This is a genomic window from uncultured Desulfovibrio sp., assembly GCF_944327235.1.
Taxonomy (GTDB): Bacteria; Desulfobacterota; Desulfovibrionia; order Desulfovibrionales; family Desulfovibrionaceae; genus Desulfovibrio.
In genome coordinates this window covers 17,622-33,925 of sequence record NZ_CALVHE010000021.1, presented here as the reverse complement: position 1 = coordinate 33,925, position 16,304 = coordinate 17,622, and the positions used below count along the sequence as shown (strand labels likewise).

The window sequence follows — 16,304 nt, the reverse complement described above, 5'->3', positions numbered from 1 at the left end:
CCCACTGTGGCGCTGGTGGCTGTTCCCGCCGCCCGCAACGTGGCGGTTATGCCGCTGTCCACCGCGTCCACCACGGCCCCACTGCCCCGCGTCACTGCCGAAGCCGCCGCCGAGCCCGCCGCGCACACGCCTTCGCTCACGCTGCTGGCCGCATTGCGCACGCCGTTGCCCATGGCCGAGGCCGCCGAACTCACCGCCCCCACTGTGGCGCTGGTGGCTGTTCCCGCCGCCCGCAACGTGGCGGTTATGCCGCTGTCCACCGCGTCCACCACGGCTTCACTGCCCCGCGTCACTGCCGAAGCCGCCGCCGAGCCCGCCGCGCATACGCCTTCGCTCACGCTGCTGGCCGCATTGCGGAGCGAGCCGCCTGCCGACTTCCCCATCTGCCAGAGCTGCCCGCGCAAGGCATTCACCACTTCATTCAGGCATTCGCCGGATACGGCCAGCAGCATGGCCGCACTGTCCCGGATGCCGGCCTGACGCGCGTCCTCTTCGTCCAGCGCGGCATGGCGGAAGGCATACTTGGTGCTCATGCCCGCACGGATGGCAAGCAGACTGTTTGCCGCGCCGTCAATGGCAGCGGTCGTGAAGAACTGAACCGAGGCCCCCACCAGCGGAACGGAAGCCGTCGCCAGAGAAGGGGCCGCCGCAGGCACAAGGGCGCTCATGCTTTCCGTCACCGTGCGGGGGATATCCAGCGCCTCGATGGAAAAAGCCAGAAAAGTGGCGGAGGAGACCGCATGATAGACGCTCCACACTTCCCGCAGGGAAGGCCGCTGGTTATAGATGGCCGAAACTTTCCAGACCATACGGCAGAGCGCCACAAAGACGATGAGAGCATCCAGACGTCCGTTCTGGGAAAGCGCCGTGCCCAAAAACACTTTCTTGGCGTCGCTGCGGATGACGGCATCCGCCCGTTCGTCCAGCAACGCCAGCGCCTGCGGCAAAAAATCAGAAGCGTCGGGATCCAGTCCGGCCTGTCGTACAAGGCGGTTTGCGCGCAGACGATGCGTCAACTCGGCGGCAAAGGCCTGCCGTTCCGCCTCGCTGGGATCCTCGCGCAGCAACAGACGGGACGGTCGGGCAAAGCAGGCCAGTCCCAGCCAGATCAGCGCGACGAGTTCCAGCCCGGCGCAGGCCAGCCAGGCGACCCTGCCCCAGCCGGGCGCGAACAATTCCGTCAGCTCGCGGGCCAGCCCGTTGAGTTGGACGAGCAAAACCAGTACCGCCAGCATGACGAGGGCGGCCACTATCTTCAAAAGGTGCTGCAACATCGGCGACCTCCGATAACAAGGGAAAAATACTGTCCGGCAGGAGACATGCCCGGACCGGTTCCTGATGATACTATCACCACGAAAATGCCGCTTGGCAAGTCATTCTGTCGTCATGCCGGTCAGCAAGGCGTCAATCTCCCTGCCTGACGGAAAACATGAGCCTCCCCGAAGGGAGGCCCTGTGATGCCCGTTCGGCGGCGGATCGCCTGTTATCGGTGTATGGTTGTTCCGCCTCCTGTGTCTTATGGCGCAGCGAGTCCAGCCGAAACGTCATGCGCTGTGTTGGGGGGAAGGGACAGTTGCCCCTTCACCCCCTCCATCCTTACCCAAGGAAGGATCGCAGCAGCGGGCCGACCTCGCTGGGCCGCTTGGCGACCTTGGCTCCGGCCTGGATGAGCGCTGCCGTCTTGCCCTTGACCGTACCGCGACCGCCGGTGACGATGGCACCCGCATGGCCCATGCGCTTGCCTTCCGGAGCGGTACGTCCGCCCATGAAGGCCACAAGGGGCTTGGTAAAGATGCCGGCCTCCCTGGCTTCGGCCACTTCCTCTTCCATGGTGCCGCCCAGCTCACCGATGATGACCACGGCATGTGTGTCGTCGTCGGCTTCGTACAAGGGCAACAGCTCGGCAAAGCGGGTGCCGGGGACCGGGTCGCCGCCCACGCCGATGAGCGTGGTGATGCCGAAGCCCCCCTTGACGATCTCGGCCGTCACTTCGTTGGTCAGGGAGCCGCTGCGGGTCATGACGCCCACATGGCCCTTGCGGTACACGCGCTCGATCCAGTAGGGGATCGTCCCCAACATGGCCTCTCCGGCGGAGATGATGCCGGACGTATTGCCGCCGATGACCATGGCGCCGCAGGACATGGCGGCACGCCGTATCTCGATGGCGTCATGCAGGGGGATGCCGTCGGCAATGGTGCAGATCTTGCGGATGCCGGCGTCCAGCGCCTCGAATACCGCATCTCTGGTGAACTTGGGCGGCACGAAGAGCATGGAGACGTCCGCCGGGTGTTCCGCCATGGCACGCCGCACCGAATGATACACCGGTATGCCGTCCACGTTCTGGCCTTCCTTGCCGGGGGTGACGCCCGCCACCACCTGCGTGCCCATGTCCTTCATGTGTTTTGCCCAGAAGGCCCCTTCCTTGCCCGTGACGCCCTGCACGATGACGCGCGACTGCTTATTGACGAAAATGCTCATCAGGCCCTCCCCGCGGCGATGTCCACCGCACGCTGCACAGCTTCTTCAGTATTGGTCAACGGTTCAAGTCCGGCTTCCCGCAGGATCTTGAAGGCCTCTTCCTCGTTGGTGCCGCGGATGCAGGTCACGATGGGCTGCTGCGGCTTGTGCGTCTTGATGGCCTCCACCAGCCCCTGCGCCATGACGTCCGCTCGGGCGATGGTGCCGAAGGTCACCACCAGGATGACCTTGCTGGGCGTTTCCAGACAAAGCTCCATGGTCCGTACGGCCTTGGTGTAGTTGGCTCCACCGAATTCCACATAGGTGGCGACCCTGCCGCCCGCGTCGTTGATGAGGTCGAAGACCGTGGTCGTCAGCCCCGCACCGGCGCACATGAGGGCCACGTCCCCGTCAAAGACCAGATAGGGGATGCCTTCCTGCGCGGCCTCGAATTCCACCTGCGAATCGAACTGTTCGCGACTCAGCGGATAGTCGGGGTGACGCCATTCGGAATTGTCGTCGATGATCAACTTGCCGTCGCCGGCGATGGCCGCGCCGTCCGTGGTGATGAACAGGGGATTGATCTCCGCCAGCTGGGCGTCGTAGGCCGTGAATGCCTTGTAAAGATTGCGCACGACACCGCTGACGGGCTTGATCAGCTCCGTGGGCAGGCCCATGCCGTAGACAAGATTGTTGATGTGGAAAGCGCCGAGGCCGTGCGCCATGTCCACCTTGACGGTCACGATCTTCTCCGGCGCGGTGGCAGCCAGCTTTTCGATCTCCACGCCGCCTTCGGCGCAGCCGATGAGCATGGCGGTGGACGTCACGGCGTCCACGGTGACGGCCAGATAGATCTCACTGGCGATGCTGACCGCTTCTTCCACCAGGATCATGTGGACGTTATGCTCGGAAGCAAAGAGTTCCTGCGCCTCATTTCGGGCGCTCTCGGCGTCCTTCACCAGCCGGATGAGCCCGGCCTTGCCGCGCCCGCCGCGCAGCACCTGCGACTTGAGCACGCAGGGCAGGCCGACTTCGGCAACGGCGGCATCCAGCTCCTCCATGCTGCGAACAAGTATGCCCTTGGGGGTGGTGATGCCCTTTTCCCGGAAAATATTTTTCGCTTGGTATTCGAACAGCTTCATGGTCAATCCTCTTGCGCGCTCCTGCGCGCCGTCTTGGCAGGGGGTGGCGGCCCCTGAGGGCCGCCGGTCAACCTACTACTTGCCGTGCTTCTTCCAGAATTCTCCCCACATTTCCTCGTCGCTGAAGCTCCACGGTTCCACGGGTTCGTTGACCCAGGTCACGTTCATGAAGTGCTTCCAGTGCACGTTCTCCGTCGTGACGTTGCCGCCCCAGGTGCCGCAGCCCAGCGTGGCCGTGGACGGCATACGGTTGAAGGGATGTCCGCCGTTGCCCGCGCTCATGGCCTGCCGCACCGTCACGCGGGAGGACTTCATGTGCTCACCGAGATACTCGATGTATTCCCGCTTGAAGGTATGGATGCCGCAGGAATGCCCACGCCCCACAAGGCTGGTCAGTTCGGTCAGGATGCGGTAGGCGTCCATGAAGTCCTTGGCCTTGTAGACGGTCAGCACCGGCGAGATCTTCTCGTCATGGAACTTGTCCTCACGGATGGGCTGCGTGCCTTCCACCAGCAGGATCTCCGTGCCGTCGGGGATGCTGATGCCGGCGGCCTCGGCAATGACGCGGGCGGACTTGGCGATGACGTCCTGATTGAGCGCCAGCTTGCCCTTGGCATTGACCTGCCACATGTAGTTCTTGAGCTTTTCCCGGTCCTCGCCTTCCACGAGCCAGCAGCCGTTCTTCTTCATCTCGGCCATGAACTGATCATAGATGGCCTCCACCGGCACCACGGCATTCTCGGACGAGCAGGAGGTGGCATAGTCAAAGAGCTTGCTGCCGCAAATGAGCTTTGCCGCCTCGGCCACATCGGCATCCTCGGCCACGATGGGCACGGCATTGCCCTGCCCCACGCCGTAAGCCGGCGTGCCGCTGGAGTAGGCCGCGCGCACCACCGCGCCGCTGCCGGTGGCCACCACAAGGTCGCTGGCCTTCATGAGTTCGGCCACGGCCTCGCGGCTGTTGTCCTCCACCACCTGGATGAGGTCCTCAGGCGCACCCACGCGGCGCAGGCCCTTGCGCATCATGTTGATGGCCTCGGTGGTGCACTTCAGGGCGCGGGAGCTGGGCTTGAAGATGACCGCATTGCGGCACTTGAGCATCCCCACCGCCTTGCCGCCGCAAGTGGACGTGGGATTGGTGGCCGGGAGGATGGCGCAGATGACGCCCACCGGCTTGGCATACTTGGATATGCCGCTCTTTTCGTCGCGTTCTATGCAGCCTACGCTCTTGGCGCCGCGGATGTCATGCAGCACGCCGCCCACCTTGCGCTTGTGCTTGATGATCTTGCTTTCCACATTGCCGAAACCTGTTTCTTCCACAGCCATGCGGGCAAGCTTGGCGATATTTTCGTCTTCATAGACTTCCCAGCCCACGGAAAGGCACATCTCGTCGACCTGCTCCTGCGTATAGTCGTTGATGGCTGCCTGCGCCTTGCGGGCGATTTCCATTTGTTCACTGATGGTCTTCATGGATTCTTTCCTCCCGGAAGTGTGGATATACATAGAGATCATGGGCGCGTAAGGCGCTCGTTAATGCCAGATGTCCATTCCGGCGAAACTTCCAAAGACGGACACCGAGAGGGTGACGCAGCAGATGGCGATGATGGTCATCACCACACCGGACTTCGCGAACTCGGCAATGGTGAAATAGCCGGATGAATAAGGGATGACGTTGGTGGGGCTGGAGGTCACCATGATGAAGGCCATGCTGGAGGCGATGCCTGCAGGACCGGCCAGCACCCAGGGGTTCATGCCGATATCCATGGCCAGGGCGATGATGAGCGGCATGATCACCGCGCCGGTGACGCTGTTGCTGGAGAAGAAGATCTTGAGCAGCTCCACGAGGGTGATGACCGCGAGGACCCGCAACACGGGATGCAGGCTGCCCACTTCGGACAGGGCCCCCCAGGCGATCCAGCGGGCCGCGCCGGTGCTGGCCAGCAGCATGCCGGCCGAAATGCCGCCCGCGATCAGGATGAGGCCGCCCCAGTCGATGCTGCGGGAAGCGTCCTTCCAGTCTTCGAACACGCGCAGGCCGGGCATGAAGAGGAGCACGAAGCCCAGCAGGGCCACGAAGGCTTCCGGAGCCTTGAAGCCCAGGATGGGAGCGACATGCGATCCGCCGAGCCACAGGGCCACCATCACCACGAACACCACGAGCGTACGGATTTCCTTGGCCTTGAGACCGCCGAGAGCCCGCAGTTCATCACGGATGCTGTCGAGGGACATGGGGATTTCCTTCAGTTCCGGCGGAAAGATCTTCATAAGGCAGAACCAGCCAAGCGGGACCATGAGCAGCGCGCCGGGCACGCCCACGGCCATCCACTCGGCAAAGGAGACGTCCAGCTTGGCGATGTCGCGCACATATTGCATGGCCAGCACGTTGGCGCCGCAGCCGGCGGGCGTGGCCGTGCCGCCGATGAGGCTGCCCCAGACGATGCCGATCATGAGGGCTCGACCGAAATTGCTTTCCAGCGGCTTGCAGCCGCTGCCCTGCAGGATGCTCATGCCCAGCGGCAGCAGCATGGCGGCCACGGCCATATCCGTCACCCACATGGATACCAGCGTACCCACCAGCATGAAAGCCAGCACGATGCGATCCGTGCGGCGGCCGACCCTGGTCAGCATCCAGAGCATGAAGCGCCGGGCGAGGCCGGATTCCGTCATGGCGGCGGAAAGCCCCATGGCCCCCATGAGAAAGAGAATGGACTGATTGCCCAGGCCCGCCTTGACGAGGTTGCCGAAGGAATCGACGTTCATGATGTGCAGCAGCACGATGAGACTCAGGGACGTGGCGGGAAAGGGGATGGCTTCCGTCATCCACATGATGACGGCGAAACACAAAACGCCCATGACGATTTTGGCATTTTGCGTCAGGGGGATGACCTCTTCCCCCTTATAGAAGGGCGGAGGTGTGGGCAGGGCTATGACCAGCAGCATGATGCCGATGCCCAGGAGAAAGAAAAAGGTCTTGCGCGCTGTTTCCAGCGGCACTCTGTCGCCACATATGGCTGTCAGGCAGTTGTTCAGACGACTCATATCACTGTCTCCATGCTGATAATGACGATGTCTTCTAACGCGCGTTTACTTGTCCCTTTTAGTACAAGATACATGCCAGCGCGCCGCAGTAAGCAGATAAACAAAAATATTACATAAAAACAAATAGTTATACAATTTGATTTAGTTATCGACATTTAGCTGGCCATCAATATTGTCTTAAAATCAATACACTATGACAGACTGTCTTTTTTAAAAGACAATTTGTGATTTTAAAAACAATAGAGCATTTTGCCTTTGAAAAAGGCAAAATGCGAGGCGGCAGCACAGCGCCGCCCGGCCCAAAGTAAGCGGGAAAACCGCGTTTTTTCCGTGAAACGCCAGGCCGTATGGTTTGAAACGCAAAGCGTTTCAAACTGAAAATGCTCTAAGGACTTGTCATCAGGATATGTCAGGATGCGTATGGACGCAGAACGGCCTCGGCGGAGCATCACCGAGGCCGCGGGACCACCTGCCTCCGGGAGAGGACAGACAGGGGTGTGGAGGTGCTGGGACAGACAGCTCAGGGGAGACAGGCCGCGCATGTCCCAGCAAAGGGGCAAAACTTATCGGGAAAACATCTGTCGGACAGGATCACTTCGGCGCGGCGGTTCTGTCCGCCGAGATCGCGCGCAAATACGTATCCTTCACGTCGGCAAGACGATTTTCCCCACCGGCAAACTCCGTCAGGGACTTCAGCCAGCCCTGCATCCGCTGGTCCTTGCCGGTAAAGAGCGCCATCTGCCCGTCAAGGCCGAAGATCGGATGACGTGCCAGTTCCCACGCAGCATCCTGAGGCGGCAGATGCTTGCCCGACCACTGCCGCTGAAACTCGGCGTAAGCCGCCACAAGCTTTTCACGCGGGGTCTCCTGCAATGCGCTTATCCCCCGGAAGTACATGGAGAGAAATGCCTGGACACGCTCAGGATGCTGACCGGCAAACGCCTTGTCCGCGAGGATGAGCGTCGGCTGACTGGCGTTGCACTGACTGGAAAGCGTCACCGGCTGCAAGCCATTGCGCTCCGCTTCCAGCGTGAAGGGCGCCCAGAGGGCCACGGCATCCCCCTCACCGGAAAGAAAAGCGCGCAGCGCCGCCTCCTGCGGCATGTCCTTGAGGATGACGTCCTTTTCCGTCAACCCCAGCGCCGCCAGCCACTTGTGCACCGTATAATGCGCGGAGGATCGCAATGTGCAGAGAATGGTCCTGCCGCGAACCGTCCCGGTCGTGCCCGCCATCTCGGGGTAAAGGGCATTATAGCCGGTGTGGCCCAGCATGGGGCTGTCCTTGCGGACATAGATACCGGTCGCCAAAGACTCGTCATTGCCTATGGCGATGATCTCCGCCGCATTTTCCAGCGAGGCCGTCAGGGCGGGCAGGGCGCCGCAGGCGGCGATCTGCCAGGGAGCCTGCCGCATATCGGCCATCAGTTCCCGGCCCGTCTCATAGAATTTCATATCGAGCCGGAAACCGGCCTCCACGTCCCAGCCATTCTGGCGGGCGTACCACGCGGCAAAGGCTTCATGCTCCACAAGCCATGCGGTCTTGAGCGTATACGGCTCTTCGCAGCTGGCGTATTGCGGCAGACTTGCCAGCAGCAAAAAGGCCAGAAGCGCGGAAAGCACTGTTCGCATAGTAACCTCCTGAAGGTTTTTCTTCCGTTCAGCAAGTTACATGCCAGCCCATTTCGAGGGAAACGGAGGCAAAAGGACAGATCGCCGTGCCATCGGGTCTCGTCGGACGGTCCACGACAGACGGCCCCGTCACATCTCCATGACAGACGGCTTCATGCCGGAAAATGCGGGCAGCAGCGGTGCGGCACTCGTCTGACCGCAATGTCTGCTTTCAGAGACAGTAAAGACATATTGTCTGTCTCCCCGGACAGGACGACCTCCCGCGACGAGCTCCGCCCTACTCCGCGTGCCGCCGGATGCCGAGCCTGCGCATCTTCTCGTAGATATTGGCCCGTGAGATGCCGAGCGCCTGCGCCGTCCGCGAGACGTTCCAGCGGTTTTCCCGCAAGGCGACCAGTATGGCGTTCCGCTCGCTGTTGTCCCGAATGGCCCCAAGACGCTGGTCGCCGCCTACCCGGCCTTCTTCAGGCAGGGAAGCCCCCATGAGCAGCGACGGCGGCAGATCGTCCAGCGTAATGACATCCCCTTCCGCAAGACTGAGCGCATGAGAGAGGACGTTCTTGAGTTCGCGCACGTTGCCCGGCCAGTTGTAGCGATGGAATACGGCCATCACTTCCGCACTGCAGCGGATGTTCCCTTGCCGTTCCAGCATATGCTCCACCAGCGCGGGGATGTCCTCCCGCCGATCCCGCAGCGGCGGCAGGGTCAGCAACATGGAATTGATGCGGTAGTAGAGATCTTCCCGAAAGGTCCCGTTGGCCACCATCTTGCCCAGATCGCGGTTGGTGGCCGTCACCAGCCGGAAATTGACGGGATGCGGCGTACTGTCCCCCACACGACGGACGACCCGCTCCTCGATGACGCGCAGCAACTTGACCTGCGCCCCGGGCGGCAAGTCCCCCACTTCATCCAGAAAGAGCGTCCCCTCGTCCGCCAGTTCTATCTGCCCTTCCTTGCCCTCCTTGCGCGCACCGGAAAACGAACCCGGCGCATAGCCGAACAGTTCGCTTTCAAACAGCTCCTGCGGGATGGCCGCGCAGTTGAGGCTGACAAAGGGGCCTCCGCTACGGCTGCTGGCATTGTGGATGGCGCTGGCCGCCAGCTCCTTGCCGGTGCCGGTCTGCCCGTTGATGAGCACGGTGCCGTCCGTTCGGGCAAAGCGCAGCAAAAGCTGTTTGAAGGACAGCATGGCCGGAGAGGAGCCGACAAGGGAATCCAGCGTATAGCGGGCCTCGAGAGCGGTCTTGATGCGCCGGGCATACCGGTTGACCTTGCGTCCGAGGGAATCTATCTGCCGCTGGAGGATGTGGATCTGCTCCGGCTTGTCCAGCACCACCATGGACATGGCCCCTATGAGCTGTCCCTGCGCGTTGAACAGCGGATAGCGATTGGTCAGGATGCGGCTCGACGTTTCGCTGATGAGGCGGATGGCCCCGATGTCCGGCTCACCGTTCTGCAGCACATGGGGGATGCGCGAATCCGGGATAAGCTCCGTGATGTGCCGTCCTATGGCCTGTTCAGGCTCGATATTCAGGTACCCGGCATAAGCCTTGTTGATAAAGACGACGATCCCGTCCCGGTCACAGATGAACAGACCGGTCGAAAGATTCATGATGGCGATATTGAGTATGGAGCAGACATCGGAGGAGCCGTTGCCCGTCTGGAGGGGGAGATTTTCGCCCATGAAAAACTCCAGGAAGGAAGTTGCGCACAAATACGGGCCAAACGAGACATGCCGGACGGGATGCGCCGCATACAGCCACGCCGCTTCGACGGCTGACCAGCGACCGGCCGCCTCTGCGCCTGCCATGTCAGGCGGACGCGCGCAGCGGCAATGCTCAGACGACGTGAGCGATCCACGGCACAGCGTGCCGCGTCCTTTTCTTCTACAGGAGATGCCTGTCGGAATAAAGAGGCTTCACAGGCCCCGCTTCCTCTGATCCACCGCCGCCGCAATGGCCAAACGCGCCCTGCTCCTTGTCCTTGCCTAGGCTCAGGACTCATTACGCCTTTTTGCGAGGGGAAGAAAAAAACTTTGCTTTACTGCCGATTTCGTCGCCCAACAGGCACGGCCCTGCGGGCCGCCCTTTGGGTCGCGCTCTGCTGTCGATGCCTGTAAGGCTCCCTCGTCGCCTAACAGGCACGGCCCTGCGGGCCGCCCTTTGGGTCGCGCTCTGCTGTCGATGCCTGTAAGGCTCCCTCGTCGCCTAACAGGCACGGCCCTGCGGGCCGCCCTTTGGGTCGCTGCTTGCGGCAAAAAGGGGGGCTTCCCCCTCAAACTCCCCCATCTTACCCCCAAACCCGCTACTTGGGTAACAGTAATTGGGGACGAAACACCTCACGATATAAAAACAAGTATTATTTTACAGTAAGTTATAAAAATATCTTTGGCAGGCCATATCATGCCTTATCAGCATACTTTTATATTCAATATAAGTATTTGCTATTATTTTACTGCCTGTCTACTCTTTCGCCGTACACGGAACGTGCTGCCGATCCGGCAGTACAGACAAACAGGAGGTGCGCCATGCCCATGCTGATCATGCGCGGTTTGCTGCTCACCGGCCTCGTGCTGGGGAGTCTGACCATGTTTTCCGTCCAGGCCCCCGCAGCCGCCCCCTCGTCAACCGGCAACTCCATAAAGGATGATACCGCCATGCAACTGGAAAAAGACTGGGACAAGACGTTTCCTCAAAGCGACAACGTGACGCACCAAAAGGTGACCTTTCAGAATCGCTACGGCATCACGCTGGTGGCGGACCTGTACCGCCCCAGAGAGGTCGAGGGGAAGCTGGCGGCCATTGCCGTCAGCGGACCTTTCGGCGCGGTAAAAGAGCAGGCTTCGGGCCTTTATGCCCAGACCATGGCCGAGCGCGGTTTCATCACGCTTGCCTTCGACCCTTCCTTTACCGGTGAAAGCGGCGGACAGCCGCGCCATGTCGCCTCGCCCGACATCAATACCGAGGATTTCAGCGCGGCGGTGGACTACCTCGTCACCCGTGAGGATGTGGACGCCGGGCGTATCGGCATCATCGGCATCTGCGGCTTCGGCGGCATGGGGATCAACGCTGCCGCCATGGATACCCGCATCAAGGCCACGGTCGCCTCCACCATGTACGATATGAGTCGCGTCATCGCCAACGGCTATTTCGACGCCATGGACGAAGAAGGACGCCATGCCCTCCGCACCCGACTGAACGAGCAGCGTACCGCGGATGCCCGCTCCGGCCATATCGCGTCCGCCGGCGGCCTCCCCGACACGCTGACCGGCGATGAACCAGCCTTCGTCAAGGACTATTACGATTACTACAAAACACCGCGCGGCTATCATCCGCGCTCGCTCAACGGTGGCAGCGGCTGGAACGCCACTTCGGCCCTTTCGTTCATGACCATGCCCCTGCTGGCCTACGCAGGCGAGATCCGTTCCGCCGTCCTGCTCATCCACGGCGAAAAAGCCCACTCCCGCTACTTCAGTGAGGATACCTTCAAAAAACTCCGCGGCGACAACAAGGAACTGCTGATCGTCCCCCAGGCCAGCCATGTGGACTTGTACGACCGGATGGATGTCATCCCCTGGGACACGATGGAGAACTTTTTCAGGACCCATCTGCGATAGAGCAATTCCACATTGAAAATGTGGATTGCTCTGGTAGTCGCGAGAGCGACTACCCGCAACCGAACACACGGAAAAACCACGCTTTTTCCGTAGTGTGAGGGCAGCGTCAGCATTGAGATTGGACACGATTTCAATGCGAATCCGCTCTAGATCCGACGGCCTGCCGGAGAAGGCGCTCCGCCCGGGGGCTGCATCACTATCCGCTCCCCTTCCCCAGCGCGCTTTTACCGGGGGAAGCGGCAGGGACACGAGGCCCCCCTGCCCCCAAAGGCAAACCGCTCTAAAATATTTTACAGATTGCTATCAACAGGCCCTGGTCGGCAGACAGCGGGGGCCGTGGAGAACAACGAGGGAGACCATATGGATACGGCGCAGCTCATCCAGCATTTCAATCAGGGAAAAAGCGTCACGCCCGGCACCCCGGAGCATGATCTGCTGCTGCAATGCAGCAATGAAGCCATGCGCATCACGGCGGAACTGAACGCTGCCTATCATTCGCCGGAGCAGATACGCGAGCTCATGTCGCAGCTCACAGGAAAGCCCATCGACGCGACCTTTACGCTCTTCCCTCCCTTCTACAGCGACTTCGGGAAGAACATCACCATTGGGAAAAACGTCTTTATCAATGCCTGCTGCTGCTTTCAGGATCAAGGCGGCATCCACATCGGAGACGGCGCCCTGATCGGGCACAGGGTCGTACTGGCCACCATCAACCACGGGTTCCTGCCTGAAGAACGTTCATGTTGCCGTCCTGCGCCTGTCGTCATCGGCCGGAACGTCTGGATCGGCTCCGGCGCCGTGGTGCTGCCCGGCGTCAGCATAGGTGAAAACGCCATCGTTGCCGCCGGCGCCGTGGTCACGCGAGATGTGGATCCGGGCTGCATCGTGGCCGGCATCCCGGCACGATTCGTCAGATCCATTGCGGGCATGTCGCCACAGGAAAAACAGTCCTATATCATCTAAGCTCAGGACTCATTACGCTTTTTTTGGGGGGAAGCCCCCCCTTTGCTCTGCTGTCGTGCTGGCGGGGGGGCCCTTCCCCCCAAGCAGGCAACGAATAGTGGTAACAGACTTTAGAACATTTTCAGTTTGAAACGCTTTGCGTTTCAAACCATACGGCCTGGCGTTTCGCGGAAAAAGCGCGGTTTTTCCGCTCACTTTTGGCCGGGCGGCGTTGTGTCGCCGCCTCGCGTTTCATCTTTTTCAAAGATTAAACGCTCTAGTATCCATTTCCTGCGCTGGACAAACCTGGCGGCAGCGATCCTGTACGCGGGACATCTGATGGAAAAAGGGAGACATGGCGTGACAGCCATGCCTCCCTTTTTCCATGTCTGATACGGCGAAGAAGTGCAGAACTCAGCTGAAGCCGTAATAGTCCACGTAACTCACAAGGTCTTCCACGGTCTCCCTGAGCGGGCCGAGCATCTGCGCCACAAACTCGTCCACCGAGCCATAAATGGTCTGGGTGACGCTCACCGCGTACCGCACCGGCACCTTGGCGCTCAGGATGGGGATGGCAAGCCCCGTGAGCGACGGATAGAGTTCGCCATCCATGAGGGCATAGCCCTTGGCCCGCACTTCTTCCAGATCCTGCAACAGCTGTTCGGGACTGCTCGTGGTCTTTTCCGTAAACGTGGAGAATTCCGTCCGCTGCAAATAGGCCGACAGTTCCTTTTCCGGCAAATGGGCCAGGATGGCCTTTCCCAGCGCCGAACAATACGCGGGCACGGTCCGTCCGACGGAAAACTGGGCATAGCTCGAGTTGGTGCTTTGCAGCCGGTAGACGATCTCCTTGCCATTCCACATGCCAAGATTGCATATACCGTTGTTTTTCTTGTTCTTTTTGGCAAGTTCATCAAGAAATTGTATGGCGATCTGGTCAAAGTCCCTTTTGGGCAGGATCCCCTTTCCAAGTTTGGAGAGCTTGTCGGTCAGCACATAGTTATTGTGTTGATCCTTGTCCACATAGCCATGCAGGCGCAGCGTACTCAAAAAACGGTAGCTCGCGCTCTTCTGCATACCCATGCGCTTGGCCACGCTGGTGACGGTCACATGTTTCTCCTCCACGAGGAGCTCCAGCAGTTGCAGACCTTTTTCAAATGTTTGCACATAGATGACGCTATTTTTTCCCATTTCCGACCCCTCGATACGGCGGCGTTGCTTTCTCTCTATAGTGGATAGTAGCCTATTTTATTTTTCCCGTCGATAACACCTTGACAAAGGGATGTGTGTAAACAATAATAGAAAAAAATTCACGATATGTGAATTTCAGGAGGATCAGATGCTCAAGGTTGTCCCTCTCATCGACGGGAGCATGGCCGAAGCCGTTGAGGCCGTTGCCCCCAACCCGTTGTCGGGAAATCCCGTTACCCATGTCTGGCGACGCTTCGTCCACCCGCGGGGAACGGTCAACGCCGGCGTCTGGGAATGCGCCGCCGGCAGCTTTGAAATCCCGTCGCACCCGAGCTGCGAGATGTGCGCCATCCTCGAAGGCGAGGCCGTCATCGAACACGCCGACGGCAGCCGTCTGACGGTCAAAGCCGGGGACTGCTTCGTCATCCCCCAGGGGGCGCATACCATCTGGCATGTCGCCAAGTATGTAAAAAAGACGTTTATCTGCTGCGTCGTACCGGAATAACCGCCGCGCGGACAAATAGGAGGAAGATGTTATGAATCAGGTTCCCGTAGCTGTCGTAACTGGCGGAAGCCGCGGTATCGGCAAGGCCGTGGCGGATGAGTGTATGCGTCTGGGCTATCGCGTCGTGCTCGTGGCCCGCAATCCTCGTAATCTTGAGCAGGCCTGCCGCGAGTTGACCGAAAAACATGCGCCGGACGCGGAGCACATGCCCGACACCGCTGCCGTGGACGTGGCCGATGTGGCGGCCGTCAAGGCCGCTGCCGACGTCATCATCAGCAAGCACGGCCGTATCGACCTGCTGTTCAATGCCGCGGGCATCAGCATCCCCGGCACGTTCGATCTGGATGTGGAGACCTTCACGCGCCTGTTCGAGGTCAATCTCCGGGCGCCCTTCCTCTTCATGCAGGCTTTCCTACCCCATATGGTCGCCCGGGGTGGCGGGCGCGTCATCAATGTGGCCTCGCGCAACGGCAAGGTGGCCGTGGCGGGGCTGGGCGGCTATTCCGCCTCCAAATACGGGCTGGTGGGCCTGAGCGAATCGGCCTATCGCGACTATGCCGCCAAGGGCATCAGCATCACCACCATCTGCCCCGGCTGGGTCAATACGGAAATGGCCGCCAATGAAGGCCCCTCGCTGCGCCCCGAAGAGATGGTGCAGCCGGAAGACGTGGCCAAGACCGTACGCTGGCTCCTGAGCATGAGCCCTTCCGTGCGCGTCATGGAAGTCATGCTGGAGTGCGCCGGCGACGTGGAACGCCGCGCCTCGGTGGAACTGGCCAAGCTCTATGCCCTCAGACGGCGACACGAGCAGGAATTCAACGAGCTTGACGTGCAGGCTGAGTCATGAAGGCCGTCATAGAAAACATCCAGCATTTCAGCCTGCATGACGGGCCGGGAACGCGTACCACGGTCTTTTTCAAGGGCTGCCCGCTGCGCTGCCTCTGGTGTTCCAATCCCACCACGCAGCATTTCGGCGCGGAACTCCTGCAAAAGACGGACAAGTGCCTGCGCTGCGGGGCCTGTGCGGCGGTCTGCCCGCAGCAGGCGGTGCACATGGTGCCCGGCTCTCTGCCGCAGATCGACCGCAGCCGCTGCATCAACTGCGGCCTGTGCACGTCGTCCTGTCCGGGCAAGGCGCTGATCATGGCCGGTCAGGAATACACGCTGGAAAGCGTCGTGGCCAATATCGCGGCCGACATGCTCTTTTATCGCAACTCCGGCGGCGGCGTGACCCTGTCCGGCGGCGAGGTGCTGGCCCAGTGCGACTTCGCGGTGGCCCTTAGCGAAGAATGCCGCTCACTCGGCATACAGACGGCCGTGGAGACGTCCGGCTATGCTCCCTACGAGAACCTGCTCCGGCTCTCGTCGGTGACGGACATCCTCTTCATGGACATCAAGCATGTGGACAACGAGGAGCACAAGCGTCTGACCGGCATGGACAATACGCATATCCTGGACAATTTCGCCCGCCTGCTTAAGGACAGGGTCGAACCCATCCATGTGCGGCTGCCGCTCATCCCCGGCTGCAATGACGACGACGCGCATCTTGCCGCCTACGCCGCTCTGCTCGCCGGTATGGAAGGCAACTTCGACCTGGAGGTCCTGCCGTACCATCGTCTGGGCAAGAACAAATACGAAATGCTGGGCCGGGAATACGCCCTGGGCGATACGCCTCCGCTGGAAGAGGAACGGGTCTCCCATGCCGTTTCCGTCCTGCGCGCGGGACTCGGACGCATCCCTGTCCTTTGTACGGCCTAGAAACACCCAACACGACATATAACCT

At 60.7% G+C, this 16,304-nt stretch carries 13 protein-coding genes; 5 read left to right on the top strand and 8 right to left on the bottom strand.

All coding sequences use genetic code 11. The features are described 5' to 3' along the window. The 7 genes from Q0K00_RS04990 to Q0K00_RS04960 form a co-directional block, all read right to left on the bottom strand. Positions 1 to 1,274 (bottom strand): DUF697 domain-containing protein (locus Q0K00_RS04990; RefSeq protein WP_297227777.1); only part of this gene is annotated, 1,274 nt, incomplete at its 3' end. A gap of 322 nt (positions 1,275 to 1,596) precedes the next feature. Continuing rightward, positions 1,597 to 2,478, bottom strand: a complete 882-nt coding sequence (locus tag Q0K00_RS04985) for a CoA-binding protein (RefSeq protein ID WP_297227775.1) — start codon at positions 2,476 to 2,478, stop codon at positions 1,597 to 1,599. Then, positions 2,478 to 3,599 carry a succinate--CoA ligase subunit beta gene (locus Q0K00_RS04980; RefSeq protein WP_297227773.1) on the bottom strand — a complete coding sequence of 374 codons (1,122 nt, stop codon included), beginning with the start codon at positions 3,597 to 3,599 and terminating at the stop codon, positions 2,478 to 2,480. The genes Q0K00_RS04985 and Q0K00_RS04980 overlap by 1 nt, the downstream gene beginning before the upstream one ends. A gap of 75 nt (positions 3,600 to 3,674) precedes the next feature. Then, positions 3,675 to 5,069, bottom strand: a complete 1,395-nt coding sequence (locus Q0K00_RS04975; protein ID WP_297227771.1) for an aldehyde dehydrogenase family protein — start codon at positions 5,067 to 5,069, stop codon at positions 3,675 to 3,677. A 60-nt stretch (positions 5,070 to 5,129) separates the two neighbouring features. After that, positions 5,130 to 6,638 carry a DASS family sodium-coupled anion symporter gene (locus Q0K00_RS04970; RefSeq protein ID WP_296303530.1) on the bottom strand — a complete coding sequence of 503 codons (1,509 nt, stop codon included), beginning with the start codon at positions 6,636 to 6,638 and terminating at the stop codon, positions 5,130 to 5,132. A 591-nt stretch (positions 6,639 to 7,229) separates the two neighbouring features. Continuing rightward, positions 7,230 to 8,267 (bottom strand): ABC transporter substrate-binding protein, encoded by a 1,038-nt coding sequence (locus Q0K00_RS04965; RefSeq protein WP_297227769.1) that lies wholly within the window; start codon positions 8,265 to 8,267, stop codon positions 7,230 to 7,232. A 277-nt stretch (positions 8,268 to 8,544) separates the two neighbouring features. Then, positions 8,545 to 9,951: a sigma 54-interacting transcriptional regulator gene (locus Q0K00_RS04960; RefSeq protein ID WP_297227768.1), complete on the bottom strand. Its 1,407-nt coding sequence runs from the start codon at positions 9,949 to 9,951 to the stop codon at positions 8,545 to 8,547. Between the two features lie 843 nt (positions 9,952 to 10,794). Between Q0K00_RS04960 and Q0K00_RS04955 the strand changes: the two genes are divergently transcribed. Together Q0K00_RS04955 and Q0K00_RS04950 are read left to right on the top strand one after the other, a co-directional pair. Continuing rightward, entirely contained in the window at positions 10,795 to 11,883 is a 1,089-nt protein-coding gene (locus Q0K00_RS04955; RefSeq protein WP_297227767.1) for an alpha/beta hydrolase, read from the top strand. Positions 11,884 to 12,243: 360 nt separating this feature from the next. Further along, on the top strand, positions 12,244 to 12,846 hold the full coding sequence (locus tag Q0K00_RS04950) for a DapH/DapD/GlmU-related protein (RefSeq protein WP_297227766.1): 603 nt from the start codon (positions 12,244 to 12,246) through the stop codon (positions 12,844 to 12,846). 393 nt (positions 12,847 to 13,239) lie between these two features. On the opposite strand, the gene Q0K00_RS04945 is transcribed toward Q0K00_RS04950, so the two are convergent. Further along, positions 13,240 to 14,016 (bottom strand): IclR family transcriptional regulator, encoded by a 777-nt coding sequence (locus Q0K00_RS04945; protein WP_297227765.1) that lies wholly within the window; start codon positions 14,014 to 14,016, stop codon positions 13,240 to 13,242. A 148-nt stretch (positions 14,017 to 14,164) separates the two neighbouring features. Between Q0K00_RS04945 and Q0K00_RS04940 the strand changes: the two genes are divergently transcribed. The 3 genes from Q0K00_RS04940 to Q0K00_RS04930 are packed head-to-tail and all read left to right on the top strand — an operon-like array spanning position 14,165 to position 16,279. Further along, complete coding sequence (locus tag Q0K00_RS04940) at positions 14,165 to 14,521, top strand: cupin domain-containing protein (protein WP_297227764.1); 357 nt, start codon at positions 14,165 to 14,167, stop codon at positions 14,519 to 14,521. A gap of 31 nt (positions 14,522 to 14,552) precedes the next feature. Further along, on the top strand, positions 14,553 to 15,368 hold the full coding sequence (locus tag Q0K00_RS04935; RefSeq protein WP_297227763.1) for an SDR family oxidoreductase: 816 nt from the start codon (positions 14,553 to 14,555) through the stop codon (positions 15,366 to 15,368). Beyond that, positions 15,365 to 16,279: a glycyl-radical enzyme activating protein gene (locus tag Q0K00_RS04930; protein WP_297227762.1), complete on the top strand. Its 915-nt coding sequence runs from the start codon at positions 15,365 to 15,367 to the stop codon at positions 16,277 to 16,279. Before Q0K00_RS04935 ends, Q0K00_RS04930 begins: the two co-directional genes overlap by 4 nt. Positions 16,280 to 16,304 lie beyond the last annotated feature (25 nt).